Raw genomic sequence first — 21,529 nt, forward strand, 5'->3', positions numbered from 1 at the left:
TACAAAGTAAGGTATCTTCATGGGCAAAGTAAGATATATGCGTAGCCCAAGGAACATATATTCGTTGTAGAACACAGTTAATGCTATTACATATAACAAAGAGCCGGACATCCCACGACGCGGATGCCCGGCTTTTACTATGTGCGAATATGATTTTTACTTCAGCTTCTTGTAGCCATATACAGCACGGTCACCAAGCTCTTCCTCGATACGGATCAGCTGGTTGTACTTAGCCATACGGTCCGTACGGCTCATGCTGCCTGTCTTGATCTGTCCAGAGTTGGTAGCCACAGCGATGTCAGCGATCGTAGTATCCTCCGTCTCACCGCTACGGTGACTTGTCACGGTGTTGTAGCCATGACGATGAGCCATCTCGATGGCCTCCAAAGTCTCGGTGAGTGAGCCGATCTGGTTGACCTTGATAAGGATAGCATTGCCTGCTCCCATCGTGATACCCTTCTCCAGGAACTTCGTATTGGTGACGAAGAGATCATCACCGACGAGTTGCACCTTCTTGCCCAGGGCGTTGGTCAGTTTCACCCAGCCTTCCCAGTCATTCTCGTCGAGGCCATCCTCGATAGAGTCGATAGGATACTTGTTGACAAGCTCTTCCAGATAAGCGATCTGCTGCTCATCGTTGAGTTCCTTGCCATTAGGATCCTTAGGCATACCGTTGCTCAGTTGCTTATAGTTGTAATACCACTTCCCATCACGCTGGGTAGCAAACTCACTGGCAGCGCAGTCCATGGCGATAGTCACATCCTTGCCCGGCTCATAACCGGCATCCTTCACAGCGTCGACAATGCTCTGCAATGCGTCCTCGATACCGTCGAGTTTTGGAGCGAAGCCACCCTCGTCGCCTACAGCTGTGGACAGTCCGCGCTTCTTCAGGTTCTTCTGCAACTGATGGAAGACCTCACTGCCCATGCGGATAGCCTCTTTCTCCGAAGCAGCACCAACAGGGCGAATCATGAACTCCTGGAAAGCGATTGGAGCGTCGGAGTGAGCGCCACCATTGATGATGTTCATCATTGGCACAGGCATCACGTAGGTGTTGCAGCCACCGATATAGCGATACAGGGGCAGTCCCAATGCCTTGGCAGCTGTGTGAGCCACAGCCAGTGAAACGCCTAAGATAGCATTAGCACCAAGTTTGCTCTTTGTCGGCGTGCCATCCAAAGCCAGCATCTTATAGTCAATAGCACGCTGGTCAAGCACATTGTCGCCCTTCAACGCAGGAGCGATCACGTCGTTGACATTGGCCACAGCCTTCAAGACACCTTTGCCGCCAAAGCGCTTCTTGTCACCGTCACGAAGCTCCAAAGCCTCGTTCTCACCGGTAGATGCACCTGAAGGTACGCTGGCACGTCCCATCACACCATTATCAAGAGTGACCTCTACTTCCACTGTCGGATTGCCACGCGAATCCAAAATTTCTCTTGCATGTACTTTTTCGATTACCATAATCTTGTTGTTTAAAGTTGTTCCGAATGCAAAGGTAATGCTTTCCACACATCCTTGCAATACTCAAAAATGATGAGATCTCTTCTCCTCTTCTTCTGAGCTTTCACTATCTTTTATTGCAAACGATATGCCAAGAAAAAGAAAAAAGACCCATGTTTTAATCTTTCTTGCATTTTATCAAACGATTTGGAAATTATTTAGTAACTTTGACCCAAGGCACGCCACACCGCCTGCCACAAATGTTACCATCGTTGTCATACAGAGAAACATACTATATATAATGAGTCGACTATGAACACAAAAATTAAGAAAACACTTCTGACAGTAGGATTGTCGTCATCTGTCATGCTGTCCATGGCGCAAACGCCGTCCGCCACAGCCACGACAACCAATCCGCTGCTCATTCCCAGCACACTGTCCTATGGTGCTCCGGACTTCAACCGCATCAAGGCCAGCGACTATCTGCCTGCTTTGGAGGCCGCCATTGCGCAGCAACGCAAAGCCATCAATGCCATCGCTGACAGCAAACAGACACCGACATTCCGCAACACGATACTTGCATACGAGAACAGTGGTAAGCTTTTAGACCGCGTCTCCAGCATCTTCTTCTGTGTCGACGAGGCTGACAAGACACCCGAGATTGCAGCGACAGAGAAAGCCATCATGCCTCAGCTTACCCAACTGGACAATGACATCTCGTTCAACGAGAAACTCTTCCGCCGGGTGAAATATGTCTACGACCATGAGTTCTCCAAGCTCAAGGGTGAGGACCGTCGGCTCTTAGAAGAGATCTATAAAGGCTTTGTCCGCAACGGAGCACTTCTCTCAAAAGAGAAGAAAGCCCGCGTCGAGCAGATCAACAAGCGCATCTCCGACCTGCAACAGCAATGGGGCACACAATTGCAAGAGGCTACCAACAACGCTGTCGTCTGGGTCAACAGCAAAGAGGAACTCGCCGGCCTCAGCGACGCTGACATCGCCCAATGCGAGAAAGACGCACAGAGCCGTGGCGCCAAAGCTCCTTATGCCATCGTCATCATCAACACGACGCAGCAACCCATCCTCACCAACCTCGACAACCGCGATCTGAGACGACGCGTCTATGAGGCTTCCGTCCATCGCAGCGACGGCACAGGAAAATACAACACACTGCCCATCGTCGTGGAGATGGCAAAGCTCAGAGCCGAAAAAGGCGAGATCATGGGCTATCACAACTATGCAGCTTACTCACTGGAGAAGACGATGGCCAAAACTCCGGAAAACGTCTATACCTTCCTGAACAACCTCATCAAAGCTTACCGCCCCAATGCCGATAAAGAGACAGCCGCCATCGAGGCGTACGCCCGTCAGACCATGGGGCCGGACTTCCAGCTCCAGCCCTACGACCGGTTCTACTATTCTGCCAAGATGAAGAAGGCACAACTCAACCTGTCTGAGGACGAGGTGAAACCTTATTTCAATATCGACAGCGTGCAGGTCAACGGTGTCTTTTACGCCGCCCACCGTGTCTACGGCTTAAACTTCAAGGAGCGTAAAGACCTTCCCACCTATCATGCCGACATGAAGGTCTTTGAGGTCTCCGACAGCACAGGCAAGCCCATCGCCCTGTTCTACAGCGACTACTTCCGCCGTCCCACCAAGCGTGGCGGTGCCTGGATGAGCTCCTTTGCCAAGCAGAGCAAAGCGTGGAATCAGTTACCTATTATATATAATGTGTGCAACTTTGCTCAAGCACCCGAAGGACAGCCTTCTTATCTGACGTGGGATGAGGTAACCACCATGTTCCATGAGTTCGGTCATGCCCTGCACGGCATTCTCTCCAACTGCCAGTACAACACGCTCAGCGGCACGGCCGTACCCCGCGATTTCGTGGAGATGCCATCACAGTTCAATGAGAGCTTTGCCTCGATCCCCGAGATCTTCAACCACTATGCCATCAACAGCCGAGGCGAGCATATGCCCGAAACACTGAAAGAAAAGATGATGGAGTCGATCAACTTCCAGCCATGCTATGCCTTGGGAGAGAACTTAGCAGCCACATGTGCCGATATGGCATGGGCCATGCTGCCGTCGAGTGCCATCCCCACGGCAGCCCAGGCTACTACCTTTGAGCAAGAATCACTGAAGAAGGTGGGACTCCTCGACACTCAGATCCCTCCCCGCTACTTCACGTCTTATTTCAATCATGTCTGGGGTGGTGGCTACGCTGCCGGTTACTACAGCTATCTGTGGACCGAAGTCCTGGCAGACAACATTGCCATGACATTCAAGCAGAAGGGTGCTCTCAAGCGCACCACCGGCGACGAGTTCCGCGACAAGATCCTCAGCCGCGGTTACACCGTGGACCTGATGAAGGCTTTCTCAAACTTCACAGGACTGCAGCAGCCCGACGCCCAAGCTTTGTTGAAGATGAGAGGACTGTAATTATTTGATCGGTATCCATGCCATCAAGCCATTGCTCACCGAAGGAGTGAGCAATGGCTTCTTTTTTTCCGAAACAATCTATCAGCTATCACCCGGCTGTCATCGTGTAAAATCGTATGTAAATGGGGGTAGATTCTTCCAATGAGCCTAAAAAGGTGTGGCAGTAACGAAAGGGAATGAAATTATTTTCTTAATTTTGAACCAGTCAACTAAAAGCCAATACTAATCAATCCAACAAATATAAATGACGCAAAGACTCCTGAATTCATTACAGACGACGGTGAAGTTGCTACTCAGCTTCCTGCTCTTAGCTCTTTGGTCTGAGCAGGCCTCAGCCTGGGACTACGAGGCTGTGAAGCGCATCGAGAGTGCCACCGTCCTGCCCCAGCAGCCCGACCGTGAAGTGCTCGTCACCCGTTATGGTGCCAGCCCGAAGGCCAGCGCAGCAAAAAATCAAAAAGCCATCAACCGCGCCATCGCTGAGATGGCGAAGAGCGGCGGCGGACGTGTCGTTATCCCCGCAGGCACGTGGCACACCGGTGCCCTGCGTCTGTTGAGCCACGTCAACCTCGTCGTCAGCAAGAATGCCACGCTCAGTTTTGTCTTCGACACCAAACTCTATCCCCTCGTCAAGACGAGCTGGGAGGGACTGGAGTGTTGGAACTACAGTCCATGTATCTATGCCTACCAGGCCACCGACATCGCCATCACAGGTGAAGGTACCATAGACGGAGGAGGCAGCAACGCCACGTGGTGGGCTATGTGCGGCAAAAAGCACTATGGCTACAAGGCCGGCATAACCAAAGAAGCACAGAATCTAGGCTCCCGCGACCGCCTGCAGAAGATGGCTGAAGACGGCGTGGATCCTGACAAACGACGTTTCGGACGCGGTCAGGGCCTGCGCCCACAGCTCATCAACGTCATGCAGTGCGAGCGCGTGCTCATCAAGGGCGTGCGACTGATCAACTCCCCTTTCTGGGTCATCCATCCTCTGCTGTCAAAAAGCATCACCGTCGACAATGTGAAGATATGGAACGAAGGGCCCAACGGCGACGGCTGCGATCCCGAAGCCTGCGAGAACGTCATCATCAAAAACTGCTCGTTCCACACCGGCGACGACTGCATCGCCATCAAGAGCGGGCGCAACAACGACGGCCGTCTTTGGCAAAGACCATCCCGAAACATCATTATCCGCAACTGCAAGATGGAGGACGGACATGGGGCCGTGGTCATCGGATCTGAGATTTCCGGAGGCTGTCAGAATGTCTTCGCCGAGGACTGCATGATGGACTCGCCCAATCTCGAGCGCGTGCTGCGCATCAAGACCAACAACTGCCGAGGCGGTGTCATCGAGAACATCAACATGCGCAACATCAAGGTCGGACAGTGCAGTGAGGCTGTGCTGAAGATCAACCTCGACTACGAGCCCCGTGAGGCTTGCTACCGAGGCTTCAATCCTTTAGTGCGCAACGTGACGATGGAAAACGTGACCTGCGACAGGAGCGACTACGGCATCCTTGTCATCGGACTCGACACCACCGTCAATGTGCAGGACATCACCGTACGCAACTGCCGTTTCAACGGTGTGAAGAAGAAACCTGTCTCCGTCACCGGTCAGACCAGCAACATGGTCTATGACAACCTATACATCAACGGCAATCTCGTACAAAACGACACTGCCAATCCTTACTCCTCCTATGCCGAGTGGATGACCTACTCCGAGATGCAGCGCAACCCACAGCCCTGGCTGCTCGACTTCGCCAAGAAGCCCAAATGGAACTATGCTGTAGGCATTGAGCTCGAAGGCATGCTCGACACCTATCTCCGTCATGGCGGTGACACCATCCGGAAATATCTCGAAGCCTATCTGAGGCACATGATTGCTGATGACGGTAAGGTCACCGGCTACAGCCAAAAAGACTATAACCTCGACAATGTGCGGCCTGCCAAACTCGTGGAGCGAATGCAGCAGCTCGACAAGGAAAAGCCAAGCACGACAGCCACTAACGCTGCACGCCAAGGCCGGGACCAGGCCTTGCAAGTATTCTTTGATCAGCTGAACAAACAGCCACGCACTACCGACGGCGTGTATTGGCACAAGGCCATCTATGCCCGTCAGGTATGGCTCGACGGCATCTTTATGGGACTTCCCTTCCGCTGTCTCTATGCCAAGAATCACCTCTCGCCGCGTCAGGCCCGCAAAGTCTACGACGATGCCGTGAAGCAGATCACGACCACCGACCGGCGTACCTTCGATGTCGCCTCCGGGCTTTGGAAACACGCCTGGGACGAGACACACAGCGTGTTTTGGGCCGACAAAACCACAGGACAGAGTCAGCACACCTGGGCAAGGGCGTTGGGATGGTATGCCATGGCCATCACCGAGGTGCTCGACGTGTTGCCCGAAAACTATGCCCGCCGTGCTGAGTTGCGGCAACTGCTCCAAAAGGTGATGACCGCCGTGGTGCAACATCAGGACGGAAAGAGCGGCGTATGGTACGACGTCATGGATGTCAACGACCCCCGCAACTATCTTGAGTCCACCGCCTCCTGCATGTTTGCCTACGTACTGCTGAAAGGCGTGCGCACCGGCAACCTTCCCAAGAGTGCCAACGTGGACGGTCGGTCGGTCAACTACCTCTCAGCCGGCATCAAAGCTTACGAGGGCATCCTGCGCAACTTCATCCGTGTCAACGACGACAAGACGATCTCTCTCACACGTTGCTGCGCCGTCAGCGGACTGGGCCCCGGTCCCGGCCCTCTCGTGAAAAAGCCCAACTACAAACGCGACGGCAGTTTCGACTATTACATCAGCGAGCCCATCCGCGACAACGACGCCAAGGGTGTCGGCCCGTTTATCTGGGCCAGCCTTGAGATGGAGGCACTGCATGAGTCTCAGAAGACGGCCGGATACTACATTGCCAAACCCGGCGACGCTCAGTCGGTGCTCGATATCTTCCACACAATCGCCGATACTGAAAGCAAGTGCCAACGCATAAAAATATTTCTGCCCAATGGCGTTTATGACTTCGGCAACATGACCGAGCAGACCTTTCCCGCCGACAGCCTCTCGATCATCGGTCAGAGCATGGACTCTACCATCCTCGTCACCCGCCCCCGAACAGAGCAGGAAGGACTGGGACTGGCCGACATGTTTCTCAACAACCGCTCCGGTCTCTATCTCCAGGACCTCACGCTCAACAATGCCCTCGCCTATTACGAGGCAGGCCGTGCCGGACGCGCAGCTGTCATGCAGGATGCCGGCAACCATACTATATATAATAAGGTGAGGATGCTCTCACACCAGGACACCTACTACAGCAGCAACACGGCGATGAAAGCCTATTTCCGCGACTGCGACATCCACGGTACCGTAGACTTCATCTGTGGCGGCGGAGACATCCGCTTCGATAACACCACGTTGAGCCTGGAGCCCCGCAATGCCGACGGCACCGGCCGCCGCATCATCACCGCACCGTCTACTACGACTTCTTTCGGCTATGTCTTCGACCATTGCCGCATCGTCGACTTGTCTCAAGGCAAGGGCTCTTGGTGCTACGGACGCACATGGCGCAATCAGCCCATCAGCGTCTTTCTCCATACAACTCTCGACACTCATGCTGCCGCCACGCTTCTTCCCGAGCGTTGGGTCGAGAAGGGCATGAATGCTACCAACCCTTATATCCTTGGTGAATACCTCACTCAGAGCACCGACGGCACAGTCCTGTCTCCCACCAGCCACAGCATCAACTCCTACGATGGCCCCCACTCCACTATTCTGAGCGACACTCAGGCCGCCAATTTCAGCTATGAGCGCATGTTCCCAAAATGGAATCCCAAAGCGCTGACAGAAGATCTTACCGTGACTGGACTGCAATTCTCAAACAGCAAACTCTGTTGGAAGGCTACTCCGCAGGCCACTGCCTACGCTGTCTTCCACAACAATGTACTGCTAACGATCACCACCTCCACGTCGTTTTCCGCCACTTCCGCCACAGGCAAGTGGACCGTACGTGCAGCGAACGGCATGGGCGGTTTTGGTCCCGAAGCCGTCGCGCATGGAGAAAATAGTACTTTTTGAGGGGGAAAATCGTCCCAAAGGTGAATAAAATCAAAAGAAAAGGACACTGATAACAAAATTTTCCGTAATTTTGAATCGTCGCCTACACTACAGAAACCGATAATTACAAAGAAAAACAATAACTAAAAGCAATCGTATGGCTAACAATCTTAACAAAATGCGGGCCGCGCTTCTCACCGGTCTGCTCGTTTGTGCCGCTGACATCAATGCACAAATCGTCAAGGGTACGATCACCGATAAGTCGGGAGAACCCATCATTGGCGCCACTGTGCAGGAAGTTGGCTTGCCCGGCAACGGTACCGTCACCGACCTTGACGGAAAGTTCTCTATTGATATGAAAGGTGGAAAGAAGACGCTTAAGATCAGTTACGTGGGTATGAAAACCCAGACCGTGACTGTCGGCAACCGCTCTTCGCTCTCCATAAAGATGGAAGACGACGCCAACAACCTCAACGACGTGGTGGTCATCGGCTATGGCTCGGTGAAGCGTAAAGACCTCACCGGCTCCGTCGCTACGGTTGACAACAAGTCGCTCGTCGAGGTGCCTGTGGCCAGTGCCGAAGAAGCCCTGACCGGTAAGCTTGCCGGTGTACAGGTGTCTACTTCCGAAGGTTCACCCGATGCCACGGTGAAGATCCGCGTGCGCGGCGGTGGCTCCATCACGCAGAGCAACGACCCGCTGTTCATCGTCGACGGCTTCCCCGTGGACGACATCAGCAACATCCCCGCTACCGACATCGAGGACATCACCGTGCTGAAGGATGCCTCCTCCACCGCTATCTATGGTAGCCGTGGTGCCAACGGCGTCATCCTCGTCACCACAAAGAAAGGAAAGCAGGGAAAGGTCAGCGTGAGCTACAACGCCTACTACAGCTGGAAGAAAATCGCAAAGAAGGTGGACGTACTCCAGCCCGGCGACTACGCACGGTGGCAATATGAGCTCGCACTGCTGAAAAACAACAATGACCCGTCGAAGATCTCGTCTTTCACCTCGCTCTTCGGCAACTATCAGGATCTCGACCTCTACGACAACGTACAAGGCAACGACTGGCAGGACATCGCCTACGGACGCGTGGGCCACACCTTCAACCAAAGCCTCAACATCACGGGAGGATCGGAATCCATCAAGTATGCCTTCAGCTATGCCCACATGAACGACAAGGCCATCATGGTCGGCTCGAACTTCAAGCGTGACAACTTCTCGCTCAAACTCAACTCCAAGCCCACCAAGCGCACCACGCTTGACTTCCAGGCTCGTTTCAGCAACACCGACATCCGTGGTGGTGGTGCCAATGATGCTACTGGCTCTTACGACACAGATAAGCGACTCAAAGACGCCGTCATCTATCCGCCAATCCCCCTGAAGGGCCTCGCAACAGAGAACGCCTCGTTCGACGACGACGATATGAACCTCTATGATCCCGTCACCTCTGCTGCCGACAACGACCGCAAGAAAAACCGCAAAAACCTCAACCTCAGCGGATCGTTCGGTTGGGAATTCATCAAGAACCTTACGGCAAAGACCGAGTTCGGCTATGACTACTATACACAGTACGACCAGCGCTTCTTCGGTCTGACCTCCTACCAGGTGCGAAACTATGCCTCTCAAGAGTATACGGGACATCCTATCATCACCCTCGACAACACTGACCGGCACCGTTTCCGCAATACCAACACGCTCAACTATGATTTCAAGGATCTCATCAACAACAAGAATCATAATCTGACATGGCTCGTCGGACACGAGTATATCATCACCAAGGAGCATGAAAACCTCAACCAGGTCGTAGGCTTCCCCGTCGACTACGATGCCAACACGGCATGGAGACTCTCCGGCACAGGCACCGCAGCCGCCACAAGCGACTACTACGATCCCGACGACAAGCTGCTCTCGTTCTTCACCCGTGCCAACTATGGCTTTATGGACAAGTACCTGGTGAGCTTCACCTTCCGTGCTGATGCTTCCTCAAAGTTCAGCAAGGACAACCGCTGGGGCTACTTCCCCTCCGCTGCCCTGGCCTGGCGTATCACTTCCGAGCCGTTTATGAAAGGCACAAAGAAGTGGCTCGACGACTTGAAACTGCGTTTCAGCTACGGTACCGCCGGCAACAACAACATCCCCTCGGGACAGCTCATTCAGGAGTACAGTGCCTATGATGCCAGCTCCAGCCAGCGTACCTGGGTCAACGGCTTCAACAACCCGCTGCGACCCTCCAACTATATGGCCAACCCTGACCTGAAGTGGGAGACAACCATCACCCGCAACATCGGACTCGACTGGACGCTCTTCGGCGGAAAACTCAACGGTACGTTTGAATACTACCGCAACACCACCAAGGATCTGCTCATCGCCTTCCCTGTGGCTGGTACCGGTTACGACTATCAGTATCGCAATCTCGGCAAGACTCAGAACCGCGGCTTCGAGGCTACCTTCACCTGGCATGCCATCAACAAACACAACTATGGACTCGACATCAACGGCAACATCGGACTGAACAAGACCAAGATCAAGTCGCTCGGCATGGAGAACTTCTATCAGGAGAGCCGCTGGGCTTCCTCTGAGATCGACAAGGAATATGTCATCGCCGTCGGCGGACGTGTCGGCCAGATCCGTGGCTACCGCAATGCCGGACGCTACGAGGTCAGCGACTTCTCGGGCTACGACGCTGCCACAGACACGTGGACGCTCAAAGAGGGCGTCGACGATGCCAGTGCCGTTGTCGGCAAGGTACGTCCGGGCAGCATGAAACTCAAAGACCTCGACGGCGACCATAAGGTCACAGCCAAGGACTATGACATCATCGGCGACGTGGCTCCCGATGCCTACGGCGGCTTCGGCATCAACGCCCGTGCCTACGGATTCGACCTCAGCGCTCAGTTCAGCTTCGAGATCGGCAATCAAGAGTACAACGCCAACAAGATTGAGTACACCACCTCCGGCAAGTATATCTACCGCAACCTCTGCGACATCATGGAGAGCGGAAAGCGATGGACCAACCTCGACCCTGAGACCGGTCTGATCACCAACGACCCGGCACGACTCACCGAGCTCAACCAAAACACCACCATGTGGAGCCCCTACATGAGCAAGATGGTGCTCACCGACTGGGCTATCGAGGATGCAAGTTTCCTGCGTCTCAACACGCTCACGCTGGGCTACACGCTGCCTAAGTTTGTCACCAACAAGCTGGGCATCAACAGTCTGCGCTTCTACGCCACAGCCTACAACGTGTTCTGCATCACCGGCTACAGTGGCTTCGACCCCGAAAACGACACGATGAAGAAGACCACCCTCACCCCGAGTGTCGACTATTCCGCTTACCCCAAGAGCCGCAGCTTTGTCTTCGGCCTGAACCTTAACTTCTAATTACCCGCAATCATGAGACAAATACATCTTACCATAGCATCCCTCCTGTTGGCATCCGCCACGCTTGTGTCCTGCGACATGGATGCTCCCACACAATCATCGCTCAACGAGCAGTCTACCTTCTCGGTCTATGGTCTGGCCGAGCGCGAGGTGATGTCGGTCTGTGTCTCCTTCGGCGAGACCAACTCCTACCGTGGACGCTTCCTGCCCTTCTACGGCATCAGCACCGACATAGAGACAAGCTCCGGTACCGTACCATCGGCAAAAGACGCCAGCAATGAGAAACAGTCGCTCTACAACTACGACACGCCGGCCAACAATCCGCAGATGAACACCGACAACAACGCCTACGCCAAATTCTACGAAGGCATCGAGCGTGCCAACCTTGCCATCCAGGGCATACGCAAGTATGGCGACATCGAGCACAACGCCGACATGCGGCAACTCCTCGGTGAGGCTCTCACCCTGCGTGCCGTGCTCTATCTCGACCTGACCAAGGCCTGGGGCGACGTGCCCGCACGCTTCGAACCCAACAACGCCAATAATGTCTATCTGCCACGCACCAACCGCGACAGCATCTACATCCAGTTGCTCAGCGACCTCAAAGAGGCTGAGGACTACTGCTACTGGCCCAACCAGAATGCCATCACCAAGACGACCGAACGCGTGAGCAAGAGCTTTGTCAAGGGTCTGCGCGCCCGCATCGCCCTCGTCGCTGGTGGCTATGGCCTGCGGGGCGACGGTTTCCGCCGCAGCAAGAATCCTGAACTCGCACCGGAGAAGATGTACGCTATCGCCAAGGAAGAGTGCGAGGACGTCATCAACTCGGGTCGCAACAAACTTGGATCGTTCAAGGAGAACTTCGTCAAGCTCTGTGAGGACAATGTCACGGCAGGCGGCGAAAGCCTTTGGGAAATACCTTTCTCCGACGGACGCGGACGTGTGCTCTACACCTTCGGCATCAAGCACAACGCCAAAGACCAATACACCCAGCAGGCCCAGGGAGGTATAGTCGGCCCTACCCCAACGCTCTACTACGACTATAATGCCAAGGACATTCGCCGCGACATCACCTGCGTGCCCTACGACTGGAGCAAGAAGCTCGTGGAAGGAAAGTCACCCGTGCAGCTCCGCGGCCTCACTAAGTGGTGCTTCGGTAAGCTGCGCTATGAGTGGATGAAACGTATGGTCACCTCGACCAACGATGATGGTGTCAACTGGCAATACATGCGCCTGGCCGATGTCTACCTGATGGCTGCCGAGAGCGAGAACCAGCTCAACGGTCCCGACAAGGGATGGCAATACATGAAACCAATTCTCGACCGTGCACTGCCCACTGACACCGTAGCCAAACTCAAGGCTGCCTACTGCGCCAGCAAGGAAGCATTCCAAAAAGGTATCGAGGAGCAACGTGCGCTGGAGTTCGCTGGTGAGTCGCTGCGCAAGATGGATCTCGTTCGCTGGGGCATCATCGACGAGGCCATGAACATGGAGAAAACCAAACTACAACAGCTCGCCAACCGCGAGGGACGCTATGCCGGACTGCCCGACAAAGTGTATATCAACAACTCGACCGATGCCAACAGCATCGAATACTACGGCCTCAACAAGGGCGAGGACGACCCCGACGTGATCGCCAAACTGAAAGATGCCGGATGGTCATCTAAGAACTGGTTTATAGACACAGACACCAAGAGCGGAAGCAACATCCTCATCCTCACCGACGACTATATCAATGGACTCTTCGTCGTCACACCGTCGACCCACTGCCTGTGGCCGATCTGGCAGACATTTATCGACGGCAGCAACGGAAAGCTCAACAACGACGGCAATCTCGGACAGCTCAACAACTAAATCTTCTCTAACTCAATATCGCATTTAAACAATGAAAACATATCATCATATCATCGCCTTATCGCTCGTCAGTGCCTCTCTGGGTCTGACGGCATGCTCAGGCCCGATGGACGAGATCACCAGCCTCATCCTTGACCGCAACTTCTCCCCCGTCGGACTGGAGGCAAAGAATGTATCGACCAGCACCGCCAACCTTAGTTGGCAACCGGTGAGCGGTGCCACCTCGTATGAGGTGGAAGTCTATCCCGACGACAGCCTGGCCTTCGCCACTACACCAAAGACCTTCACCACTGAAGGTGTTTCGCTCAATCTGGAGGGACTGACCTACGACACCAAATACTCGGCCCGCGTGCGTGCTGTAGACAACAGCGATGCCTCGCGCAACTCAAAGTGGACTTCCATCTACTTCCGTTCCGATGCCCAGCAGATCATGCAGAGCATGGCACTGGAAGACGTAGGCGACAAGGATGTCATCATCAAATGGCCTAAGGACTCGCTCATCAACAGCGCAAGCATCCTCGACAAAGACGGCAACGTCGTGCTGACACAAGAGGTGACCGCTGAGGAGCAGGCTGCCGGACGCAAGAAGATCAGTGGACTGACACCTGAAACCAGCTATGTAGCCAAGATCTACAATAATGGTAAGGAGCGCGGCAGCAAGAAATTCACAACAATTGTCGACCTGAGCGGTGCCACCATCGTGCGCTCTACCGACGACTTCAGCGGTATGCTCGAAAAAGCTACTGAGGGTCAGGTATTCGCGCTCTACAACGGCACCTACATGATTAGCTCCGGCTCTGAGACACCCGACAAGGCTGGCTCGGCAGTCATCGAGCACTCTGTCACCATCAAGGGCATATATCCTACCGCCAAACCGACGATTCAAGGTACATTTAAGTTGCAGGCCGGTGCTTCGCTCACGCTGAGCAATCTCGTATTGGACGGTACAAACAATGCAGCCACCGACCAGTTCTTCGACTATAAGTCGGCAGGTGACTACAAACTGCTCGATGTAGAGGACTGCGAAATCATCGGTGCTGGCGACCAGAAGGGCCTGCTCTATGGCAACACCGACCAGACGATCATCGACAACGTGGTCTTCCGCAACAACAAGATCCATGGTATCGGATGCGACGGTGGCGACTTCTTCGACGTACGCAAGAGCTATATCAAGGACATCACGTTTGTCAACAACACGGTCTATAACTGTGCCAACGAGCGCGACCTCTTCCGCTACGACGACAAAGCCAACAACTATGGCAACCCCGTACCTGTCATCACCGTGAAGAACAACATCTTCTACAATGTGATGAACGCCACCAGCGGCAAGCGATTCCTCTATGTCCGCTTCAACGGCAAGAAGGGCGGTCAGCAGATCACCTGGGCCAACAACCTCATCGTCAACACCCAGGCTGTCTACACCAATCAGAGCACGACATCAACACCGGCTTACCAGAACAACTATTATTTCGGCTGTGCCAACGCCAACCTGTTCGCCGCCAGCGATCCCGAGAACAAGGTCTACTGGAATGGTGATACGAGCGGCAAGAACGGTGCTGATCCGAAGTTCAAGGATGCTGCCAAGGGCGACTTCACTGTTGGCAACGAAGATGTGAGCAAGCTCGGCGTGGGTGTACAGAAAAAGTAATGAGTAAAGACTGACGAACGATCATATAGTTCTTTGACCTTCGTTCTGTCAGAAACAATTAGCGGCCGTGTGCATTCGAGTTCCCGTCCTCTCGGGAACAGAAGCCACGGCCGCTTTGTCATTGGTGGATATGACGGATATTCAGTGAAGCTGCTGAAGAAACCACCCACGAGTAACAGATTGTAAAAAAGCCAAGCACTATCATCGTATCCTGTCCGCAGAGGAGACATGAGCCAACTAAAGCATTTTACTTTCTGTCTGACAGTACCGGTACTTTTTCTACAACCTCTATCCAGCGGCTCCCGAACAGCAACCGATTGTGGCACTACAGTGAGTGACAGCCTACATGATAGCCGAAATGTATTGACAAAAGTCTGTCACCGCGGGCGAGCATTCTAGAGAGAAAGTCAACGTGTATTTTATAAAAAACTGGGTTCAAAAGACGAAAAAAACAAGCTCGACTGATCAAAAAGGTGAGATGAGTGCATCAAACAACCGAGATGACCAGGTCAAACAACCGAGATGACAACATCAAAAAGGTACTTTGACGAGAAATTCTCTAGAGAATTTTCGGTCAAAGTACCTTTTTCATTTTGACCTTAAAACGATATTTTTCGTATCTTCCTATTAATCAACAAGTTAATAAAATCGCTCTATTTTCGCAAAAATCCGGGCGAAGGACACTTTGTTTCAAAAGAACGCATTCTCAGGGCCGCTTTTTTGTCAGTTTTATCAACAACACACACTTGATGATAATTTAGGCGCAGCAGAAGAGTAAAAGAGGGACTCTGTACGAGTTGCCTATGTTTTAGAAAGAAATCAAGCCTTTCTTGCCTATGTTTTAGAAAGAAATCAAGCCTTTCTTGCCTATGTTTTAGAAAGAAAACAAGCCTTTCTTGCCTATGTTTTAGAAAGAATTCATGCTATTCTTGCCTATGTTTTAGAAAAATATGCAGACACACACGACATAGAGTCCCTCACACCAGTCTACCGATCACTTCAGACAGGCTATGCCGAAGACGTGGAACGTTATGCCAAATTACATCCAAGACGGTTAAGATGGAGATAACACCCTCGTAACATGCGGCTTCCATCTTCCATGATTTGGGACCTGCTGGAATTGTTTAACCAGCATTTTACTCCCCTCTCCTTTGGAGAGGGGTATGGGGGTGAGGCTTGTCCTTTTACGCTTCCTCCTGCTTCTGTTTCATTCTCCGGTATTCCGACGGTGTCATTCCCGTAGCCTTACGAAAGCATTTCGAGAAATACTTAGGATCAGAGAATCCAACGGCATAGGCGATCTGTGAGAAGCTGTCCTTGCTCTTGGCCACCAAAAGCTCGGCACGCTGCAAACGTATGTGCCGGACAAACTCCACAGGCGGCATACCTACGATCGACCGCATCTTGCTGTAGAAAGCAGTACGGCTGAGGTTGACCTCGTCGGCCATGTCCTCCATGCGCAGGGTTGGGTCGCTGATGCGTGCCTCGAGGAATGCCATGAGCTTGTCCATCATCACCTTATCTGCATCGATGATCTCGGGAGCGCTCAGTCGATAGGTAGTAGCCGTTTCCTTGTCGGGCGTCTGCTGCTCAGCATCAGCAGTCCCGTCCACGACCGGGTCGGTGAGCTGTTGCAGAGCCTCTTGTTGCAGACTATGACGTCGGGCAATGATGTTGGCCACACGCTCACGGAGATAGGTAGCCGAGAAAGGCTTGGGGATATAGTCGTCAATGCCCTCACGCAGTCCCTGCAGGCGGTCTTGCATAGAGGCTTTGGCACTGAGGATGATAATGGGGATGTGGCTGGTAGATGCGTCCTGCTTGAGCTGATGCACCATTGCCAGTCCGTCCATGACAGGCATCATCACGTCTGAGATGATGAAGTCGGGCAGTTGCTTGCGTGCCGTCTCCAAGCCCTGCAGGCCATTGTCGGCAGTGAGCACCGTATAGTCGGGGCTGAGGATGGTAGAGAGGAAAAGGCGCAAGTCGGCATTGTCCTCGACGACGAGCAGCGTGGTGCGCTGTCCTTGGTCAGACTCTACGTTGTCTGTCACGGTGCTCTGCCCAGCATTGGAGAGCACAAACGGCGCGTTGGTGTCGTCGACGAGGTAGGTGTCGGAGTTGTGGTCGTAGTGGAGCATATTGTCGACAAGAGCGAGCATGCTCTGGCTATTGCGCCGCACCATATCGAGCAATCCGTGTCCCCGCTCTGATAGCGACTCGCTCTTGAGTACCTCGGTGACAGGTCCTCCGATAAGCGTCAGCGGAGTTCGCAGCTGATGACCGATGCGGGTGAAGAACTCGGCACGCATACGTCCCATCTCGGTTTGCATCTTCATGCGTTGACGCTGGTTGATCAGATAAATAGCCAGGAAGACCAGCGCTCCGCCAATGATGATATAGAAGCACCAGCCCATCCACGACTCCCAGAAGGTGGGATGAGCATAGATGACGAGCGCCCGCGTATTGTCCTGCCACACGCCGTTGGCATTGGTGGAGCGGACGAGGAGACGCAGATGACCGTGGGGGATGCGGTTGAAAGAAGCACTGTGCATGTCATCGACATAGTTCCATTTGTCGCCATCGCCCTCAAGCTGATAGGCATAGCGCACCCGGCTCGCACCAGCATAGTCAAGGGCAGAAAAATAAATGGTCAGGCTGCGCTTGTCGCTCGGCACTTCCAGCACGGGCGAGTTAAGAATGGCTTGCGGCTGATCGTCGCCCTGATAGCGCACACTGGTAAAGGCAATGCGCGGCACCACAGAAGAGTTGCGCAGGTCGCCCGGTGCAAACGAAATGGCACAGCCATTGCACGCCATGAACAGATTGCCGTCATCGGGTCGGCAAAGCGGCTTGGCCTCGGAGAACTCCACAGGATAGCCAATGTCTTGCGCACTGAATGTGGAGAGGATGTTGTGTTTGCGGTCGTATTTGTCGATGGTAGTCTCTCGAACAAGCCAGATGCTGCCATGACGGTCCTCAACCATAGCCTGCACGAGACCTTCGTCGGCGGTCACTGAGGAGATTGTCTTCAGATGGAGATTGTTACGGAGCAGGTCGTCGTCGGTGACTTCCTGTACGCCGCCTCCCATGATATTGACAAAGACATGACCGTCGCGCGTGGGCAGAGCCTGCAAGACAGTGCCGCTCGAAAGCGAGTGGTCGTCGCCACTGCGGGATGAGGTGGTGAAGAAGCGAAGACGCGGCAGCGGCATGGGCTTACTTGAGAACGTAATAAGGCCACCATTGGTCGCCACCACCATCTCGCCACGCCGTGTCTCAGCAATACGCCGCACCCTGAGGAAAGCAAGACGCGGATAGCTTTTGAAAAGATTGTTGACGTTGACGAAATGCAAAGAGCCATTGGATTGCGGCTCCACACAATTCACGCCTCCGCCGTATGTGGCGATCCACAGACGGTGACTGCTGTCCTCAAAGATGTCGTAGATGTCGTCATTGCTCAGACTCCAGCGGTCGTGCTGATCATGGACATAGTGGTTCATGGCTTTGCCGTCCCAGCAATAAAGCCCCTCGCCTTTGGTTCCGATCCACATCCGTCCCTTGCTGTCTTGCTTGATCGAATAGACGCTGTGGGCAAAACGTGTTTGTTGGCTTTGCAGCGCGCCCGAGGGTGTGAGATAGCCCTTCTGCCTGCCCTCACAGTCGTAGACGGCAAGATAGCCTTCGCGGTCGCCAGCCCAAAGGTTTCCGTCACGGGCAATGCACAACGCGCGCACTTCCTGGTTGACGACCATCGGCAAACGGCGCACGCGATGGCGACGGAAATGCAGCATCGAGAGGTTGCGCTCGCCCGAGAACCAGAGGTTGTGCTGATTGTCGACAAACGATTTCTTGATCAGTGGTATGCAGGCATCTGTCGTCTCACCGCTATACAAAGGATAAGCTACGAGGCTGTGAAGACGCTCATCGTAGTAGCTGAAAGTACCGCCACGGGGCACCACCCAAATGGTGCCATACTCGTCTTCATGGAAAAACGGCGCACTGCTGGTTGTGCGCAGATAGGGCTGTTGCGGTTCGGCTTGCAGCCATTCACAGCGGTCGCCGTCAAACATGACTACGCCGTCGTTGGCCGAGAAAAGCCAGACACGCCCACAGCGGTCTACAAATAACTTGGTGATGTCAGCGGAAGAGAGCGCGGGATGACGCAACGGAACTTCATGCAGACGCTGATGATCAAGCACAAACAGACCTTGCGAAGTGCCCATCAACAGACGACCGCGCCACGCGCAGACATCGTTGACATGGAGATCCTTCGTGTCCGTGCAGTGCTTTTGGAAAGTCTTGCCATCCTTGCCGACAGAGACGACACCGCCATGAGCACTGATGAAATAGGTGCGGGATCCTATCCGCTCCGTGAGGATGGCGGGGAGAGAGCAGACTTTTCGTGCCTTGCCGTCGAGGATAGCTTTGCCTGAAAGCAACCATTCATGACCATAGCCGTCGACAAGTGCCTGACGGATGTCCAGGCCACGATAGATGGCAATGCCGTCTTCCGACTCAACATGATCGTCGTCGATGCGGAGCGTCAGCCTTGGAGCGCCCTCGCTGGTAACCCATGTGTGGCCGTCGGATAAAGAGAAGATGCGGTGGAAACGTACGGGCTGACGGATGGAAGAGGCGATGAGCCGGTTGATGTTGACATAGGCACACCGCTCCGTGTCGAAGAGATAGAGTCGCCGGTCGTAGGTGGTCACCCACACATCATTGCGATAATTGGTATGGAGTGTGTAGATGCGGTTGCTCGTCAGCATGTCGCCCAAACCGGGCATACTGCGGAATGTGGTGAAGCGATAGCCATCGTAATAGCACAGTCCACTCCACGTGCCGAGCCACATCAGTCCGTCGCCGGTCTGTCCGATGCCGGAAATGACGTTAGCGGCCAATCCATCACGCAGCGAGAACGTGCGCACGTCGCAATAAGGTTGGGCATATATATGATAGATGCAGCCGAGCTGCAAGAACAATAGCAAAAAGTACTTTCTAAACATGTTATATAGATAAGGATAGCTTTGATGGCTATGCAAAGATAATAAATTTCCACCTATTGACACAAAGAATACGACAAAAAGTAGATTTCGAACGATTTTATACCATTCTGAACAAAAATCCCACCCGCTATTCAGAAACTATTTATTATCTTTGCAGAAACAATCAACCAATCTCAAAAAGCAAATGAAACAATTCATGGATGAGAACTTTCTGTTGCAGACTGAAACTGCACAGAAACTCTATCACGAGCATGCTGCCAAGATGCCCATCATCGATTATCACTGTCATCTCGTTCCTCAGCAAGTCGCCGAGAACAAGCGTTTCCGCTCCATCACGGAAGTGTGGCTCGGCGGCGATCACTATAAGTGGCGTGCAATGCGCAGCAATGGCGTACCCGAGAAATACTGCACCGGTAAAGACACCAGCGACTGGGAGAAGTTTGAGAAGTGGGCAGAGACAGTGCCCTACACGTTCCGCAACCCGCTCTACCACTGGACGCATCTGGAGCTGAAAACGGCTTTCGGCATCAACAAGCGCCTCAACCCGGAGACAGCACGCGAGATCTTTGACGAGTGCAACGACAAACTCGCCAACGATCCTTCGCTCACACCGTGGGGACTGCTCGATAAATATAATGTGGAGACGGTGTGCACCACCGACGATCCTATTGATGACCTCCACTATCACAGCATCGTGGCAAAGAGCGAACTCAAGACACGCATGCTCCCGGCATGGAGACCCGACAAGGCTATGGCACCGGAGAACGCACAGGATTTCCGCGCGTATGTCGAGAAGCTCTCCGCTGTTTCAGGAAAGAACATCAGCAACTTCCAAGACTATGTCGACGCACTGCAACAGCGCCACGACTTCTTCAACAAGATGGGATGCCGTCTCTCAGACCACGGCATCGAGGAGTTCTATGCTGAGGAATACACAGACAAGGAGATCAACGACATCTTTGACAAGGTCTACGCCGGCAAGGAACTCACACACGAAGAGGTGCTGAAGTTCAAGAGTGCTATGCTCTATGTCTTCGCCGTACAGGACTACGAGGCAGGATGGGCGCAGCAATACCACTATGGTGCTATCCGCAACAATAACACACGTATGTTCCGCCAGCTCGGACCCGACACGGGCTTCGACTCCATCGGCGAGTTCAACACGGCAAAGAGCTGCTCGGCCTTCCTCAACCGTCTCGACTTAGAGGGACATCTGACCAAGACGATACTCTACAACCTCAACCCCTGTGCCAATGAGGTGATGGCTACGATGCTCGGAAACTTCCAGGACGGCTCAATGCCCGGAAAGATCCAGTGGGGATCAGGATGGTGGTTCCTCGACCAAAAGGATGGCATCACCAAACAACTCAACGCTCTGTCGTTGCTCGGACTGCTAAGCCGATTCGTCGGTATGCTCACCGACTCACGCTCATTCCTCTCCTACCCACGCCACGAATATTTCCGCCGAATTCTCTGCAACCTCATCGGCAACGACATCGAGAGCGGCGAGATCCCTTACGACGGCTTTGAGGAGAAGCGCGTCAACCAGATGGTGGAGGACATCTGCTACAACAACGCAAAGAACTACTTCAAATTCTAAGCACAGACACCGCTGTCTCTGTTTGCGTAATCACTTCTTTGTGTTCGTAATATTATAAGCAATTATTAAACTTAAATGAGAA

Annotated in this window: 7 protein-coding genes and 2 pseudogenes; 7 read left to right on the top strand and 2 right to left on the bottom strand. The window is 53.5% G+C overall.

All coding sequences use genetic code 11. The annotated features are described in order from the left end of the window. Nucleotides 1–156 precede the first annotated feature (156 nt). Nucleotides 157–1,464 carry a phosphopyruvate hydratase gene (eno, locus tag NG346_RS01900; RefSeq protein WP_262279100.1) on the bottom strand — a complete coding sequence of 436 codons (1,308 nt, stop codon included), beginning with the start codon at nt 1,462–1,464 and terminating at the stop codon, nt 157–159. Nucleotides 1,465–1,755: 291 nt separating this feature from the next. Here eno and NG346_RS01905 point away from each other — a divergent pair, with 291 nt between their 5' ends. From NG346_RS01905 to NG346_RS01930, 6 genes and pseudogenes are all read left to right on the top strand, one after another. After that, on the top strand, nt 1,756–3,888 hold the full coding sequence (locus tag NG346_RS01905) for a M3 family metallopeptidase (protein WP_262279101.1): 2,133 nt from the start codon (nt 1,756–1,758) through the stop codon (nt 3,886–3,888). 244 nt (nt 3,889–4,132) lie between these two features. Continuing rightward, nucleotides 4,133–6,781: pseudogene (locus NG346_RS01910) on the top strand (glycoside hydrolase family 88 protein); the annotation flags it as partial. A gap of 93 nt (nt 6,782–6,874) precedes the next feature. After that, nucleotides 6,875–7,969 (top strand): annotated as a pseudogene (locus NG346_RS01915) (pectinesterase family protein); the annotation flags it as partial. Between the two features lie 136 nt (nt 7,970–8,105). Continuing rightward, nucleotides 8,106–11,336 (top strand): SusC/RagA family TonB-linked outer membrane protein, encoded by a 3,231-nt coding sequence (locus tag NG346_RS01920; RefSeq protein ID WP_262279102.1) that lies wholly within the window; start codon nt 8,106–8,108, stop codon nt 11,334–11,336. 12 nt (nt 11,337–11,348) lie between these two features. Then, nucleotides 11,349–13,190 carry a RagB/SusD family nutrient uptake outer membrane protein gene (locus NG346_RS01925; protein WP_263010668.1) on the top strand — a complete coding sequence of 614 codons (1,842 nt, stop codon included), beginning with the start codon at nt 11,349–11,351 and terminating at the stop codon, nt 13,188–13,190. A 31-nt stretch (nt 13,191–13,221) separates the two neighbouring features. Next, nucleotides 13,222–14,838 (top strand): fibronectin type III domain-containing protein, encoded by a 1,617-nt coding sequence (locus NG346_RS01930; protein ID WP_262279103.1) that lies wholly within the window; start codon nt 13,222–13,224, stop codon nt 14,836–14,838. A 1,184-nt stretch (nt 14,839–16,022) separates the two neighbouring features. Here the strand turns inward: NG346_RS01930 and NG346_RS01935 are convergent. After that, entirely contained in the window at nt 16,023–19,847 is a 3,825-nt protein-coding gene (locus tag NG346_RS01935) for a two-component regulator propeller domain-containing protein (protein ID WP_262279104.1), read from the bottom strand. A gap of 184 nt (nt 19,848–20,031) precedes the next feature. Between NG346_RS01935 and uxaC the strand changes: the two genes are divergently transcribed. Further along, complete coding sequence (gene uxaC / locus NG346_RS01940; protein ID WP_262279105.1) at nt 20,032–21,447, top strand: glucuronate isomerase; 1,416 nt, start codon at nt 20,032–20,034, stop codon at nt 21,445–21,447. The last annotated feature ends 82 nt before the right edge of the window (nt 21,448–21,529 follow it).

Source organism: Hallella absiana (assembly GCF_025457485.1).
GTDB classification, from domain to species: domain Bacteria; phylum Bacteroidota; class Bacteroidia; order Bacteroidales; family Bacteroidaceae; genus Prevotella; species Prevotella absiana.

Excerpts from the sequence above, each read along its gene's own strand:
- eno (WP_262279100.1), bottom strand. The coding sequence starts at position 1,464 with ATGGTAATCGAAAAAGTACATGCAAGAGAAATTTTGGATTCGCGTGGC.
- NG346_RS01905 (WP_262279101.1), top strand. The coding sequence starts at position 1,756 with ATGAACACAAAAATTAAGAAAACACTTCTGACAGTAGGATTGTCGTCA.
- NG346_RS01920 (WP_262279102.1), top strand. The coding sequence starts at position 8,106 with ATGGCTAACAATCTTAACAAAATGCGGGCCGCGCTTCTCACCGGTCTG.
- NG346_RS01925 (WP_263010668.1), top strand. The coding sequence starts at position 11,349 with ATGAGACAAATACATCTTACCATAGCATCCCTCCTGTTGGCATCCGCC.
- NG346_RS01930 (WP_262279103.1), top strand. The coding sequence starts at position 13,222 with ATGAAAACATATCATCATATCATCGCCTTATCGCTCGTCAGTGCCTCT.
- NG346_RS01935 (WP_262279104.1), bottom strand. The coding sequence starts at position 19,847 with ATGTTTAGAAAGTACTTTTTGCTATTGTTCTTGCAGCTCGGCTGCATC.
- uxaC (WP_262279105.1), top strand. The coding sequence starts at position 20,032 with ATGAAACAATTCATGGATGAGAACTTTCTGTTGCAGACTGAAACTGCA.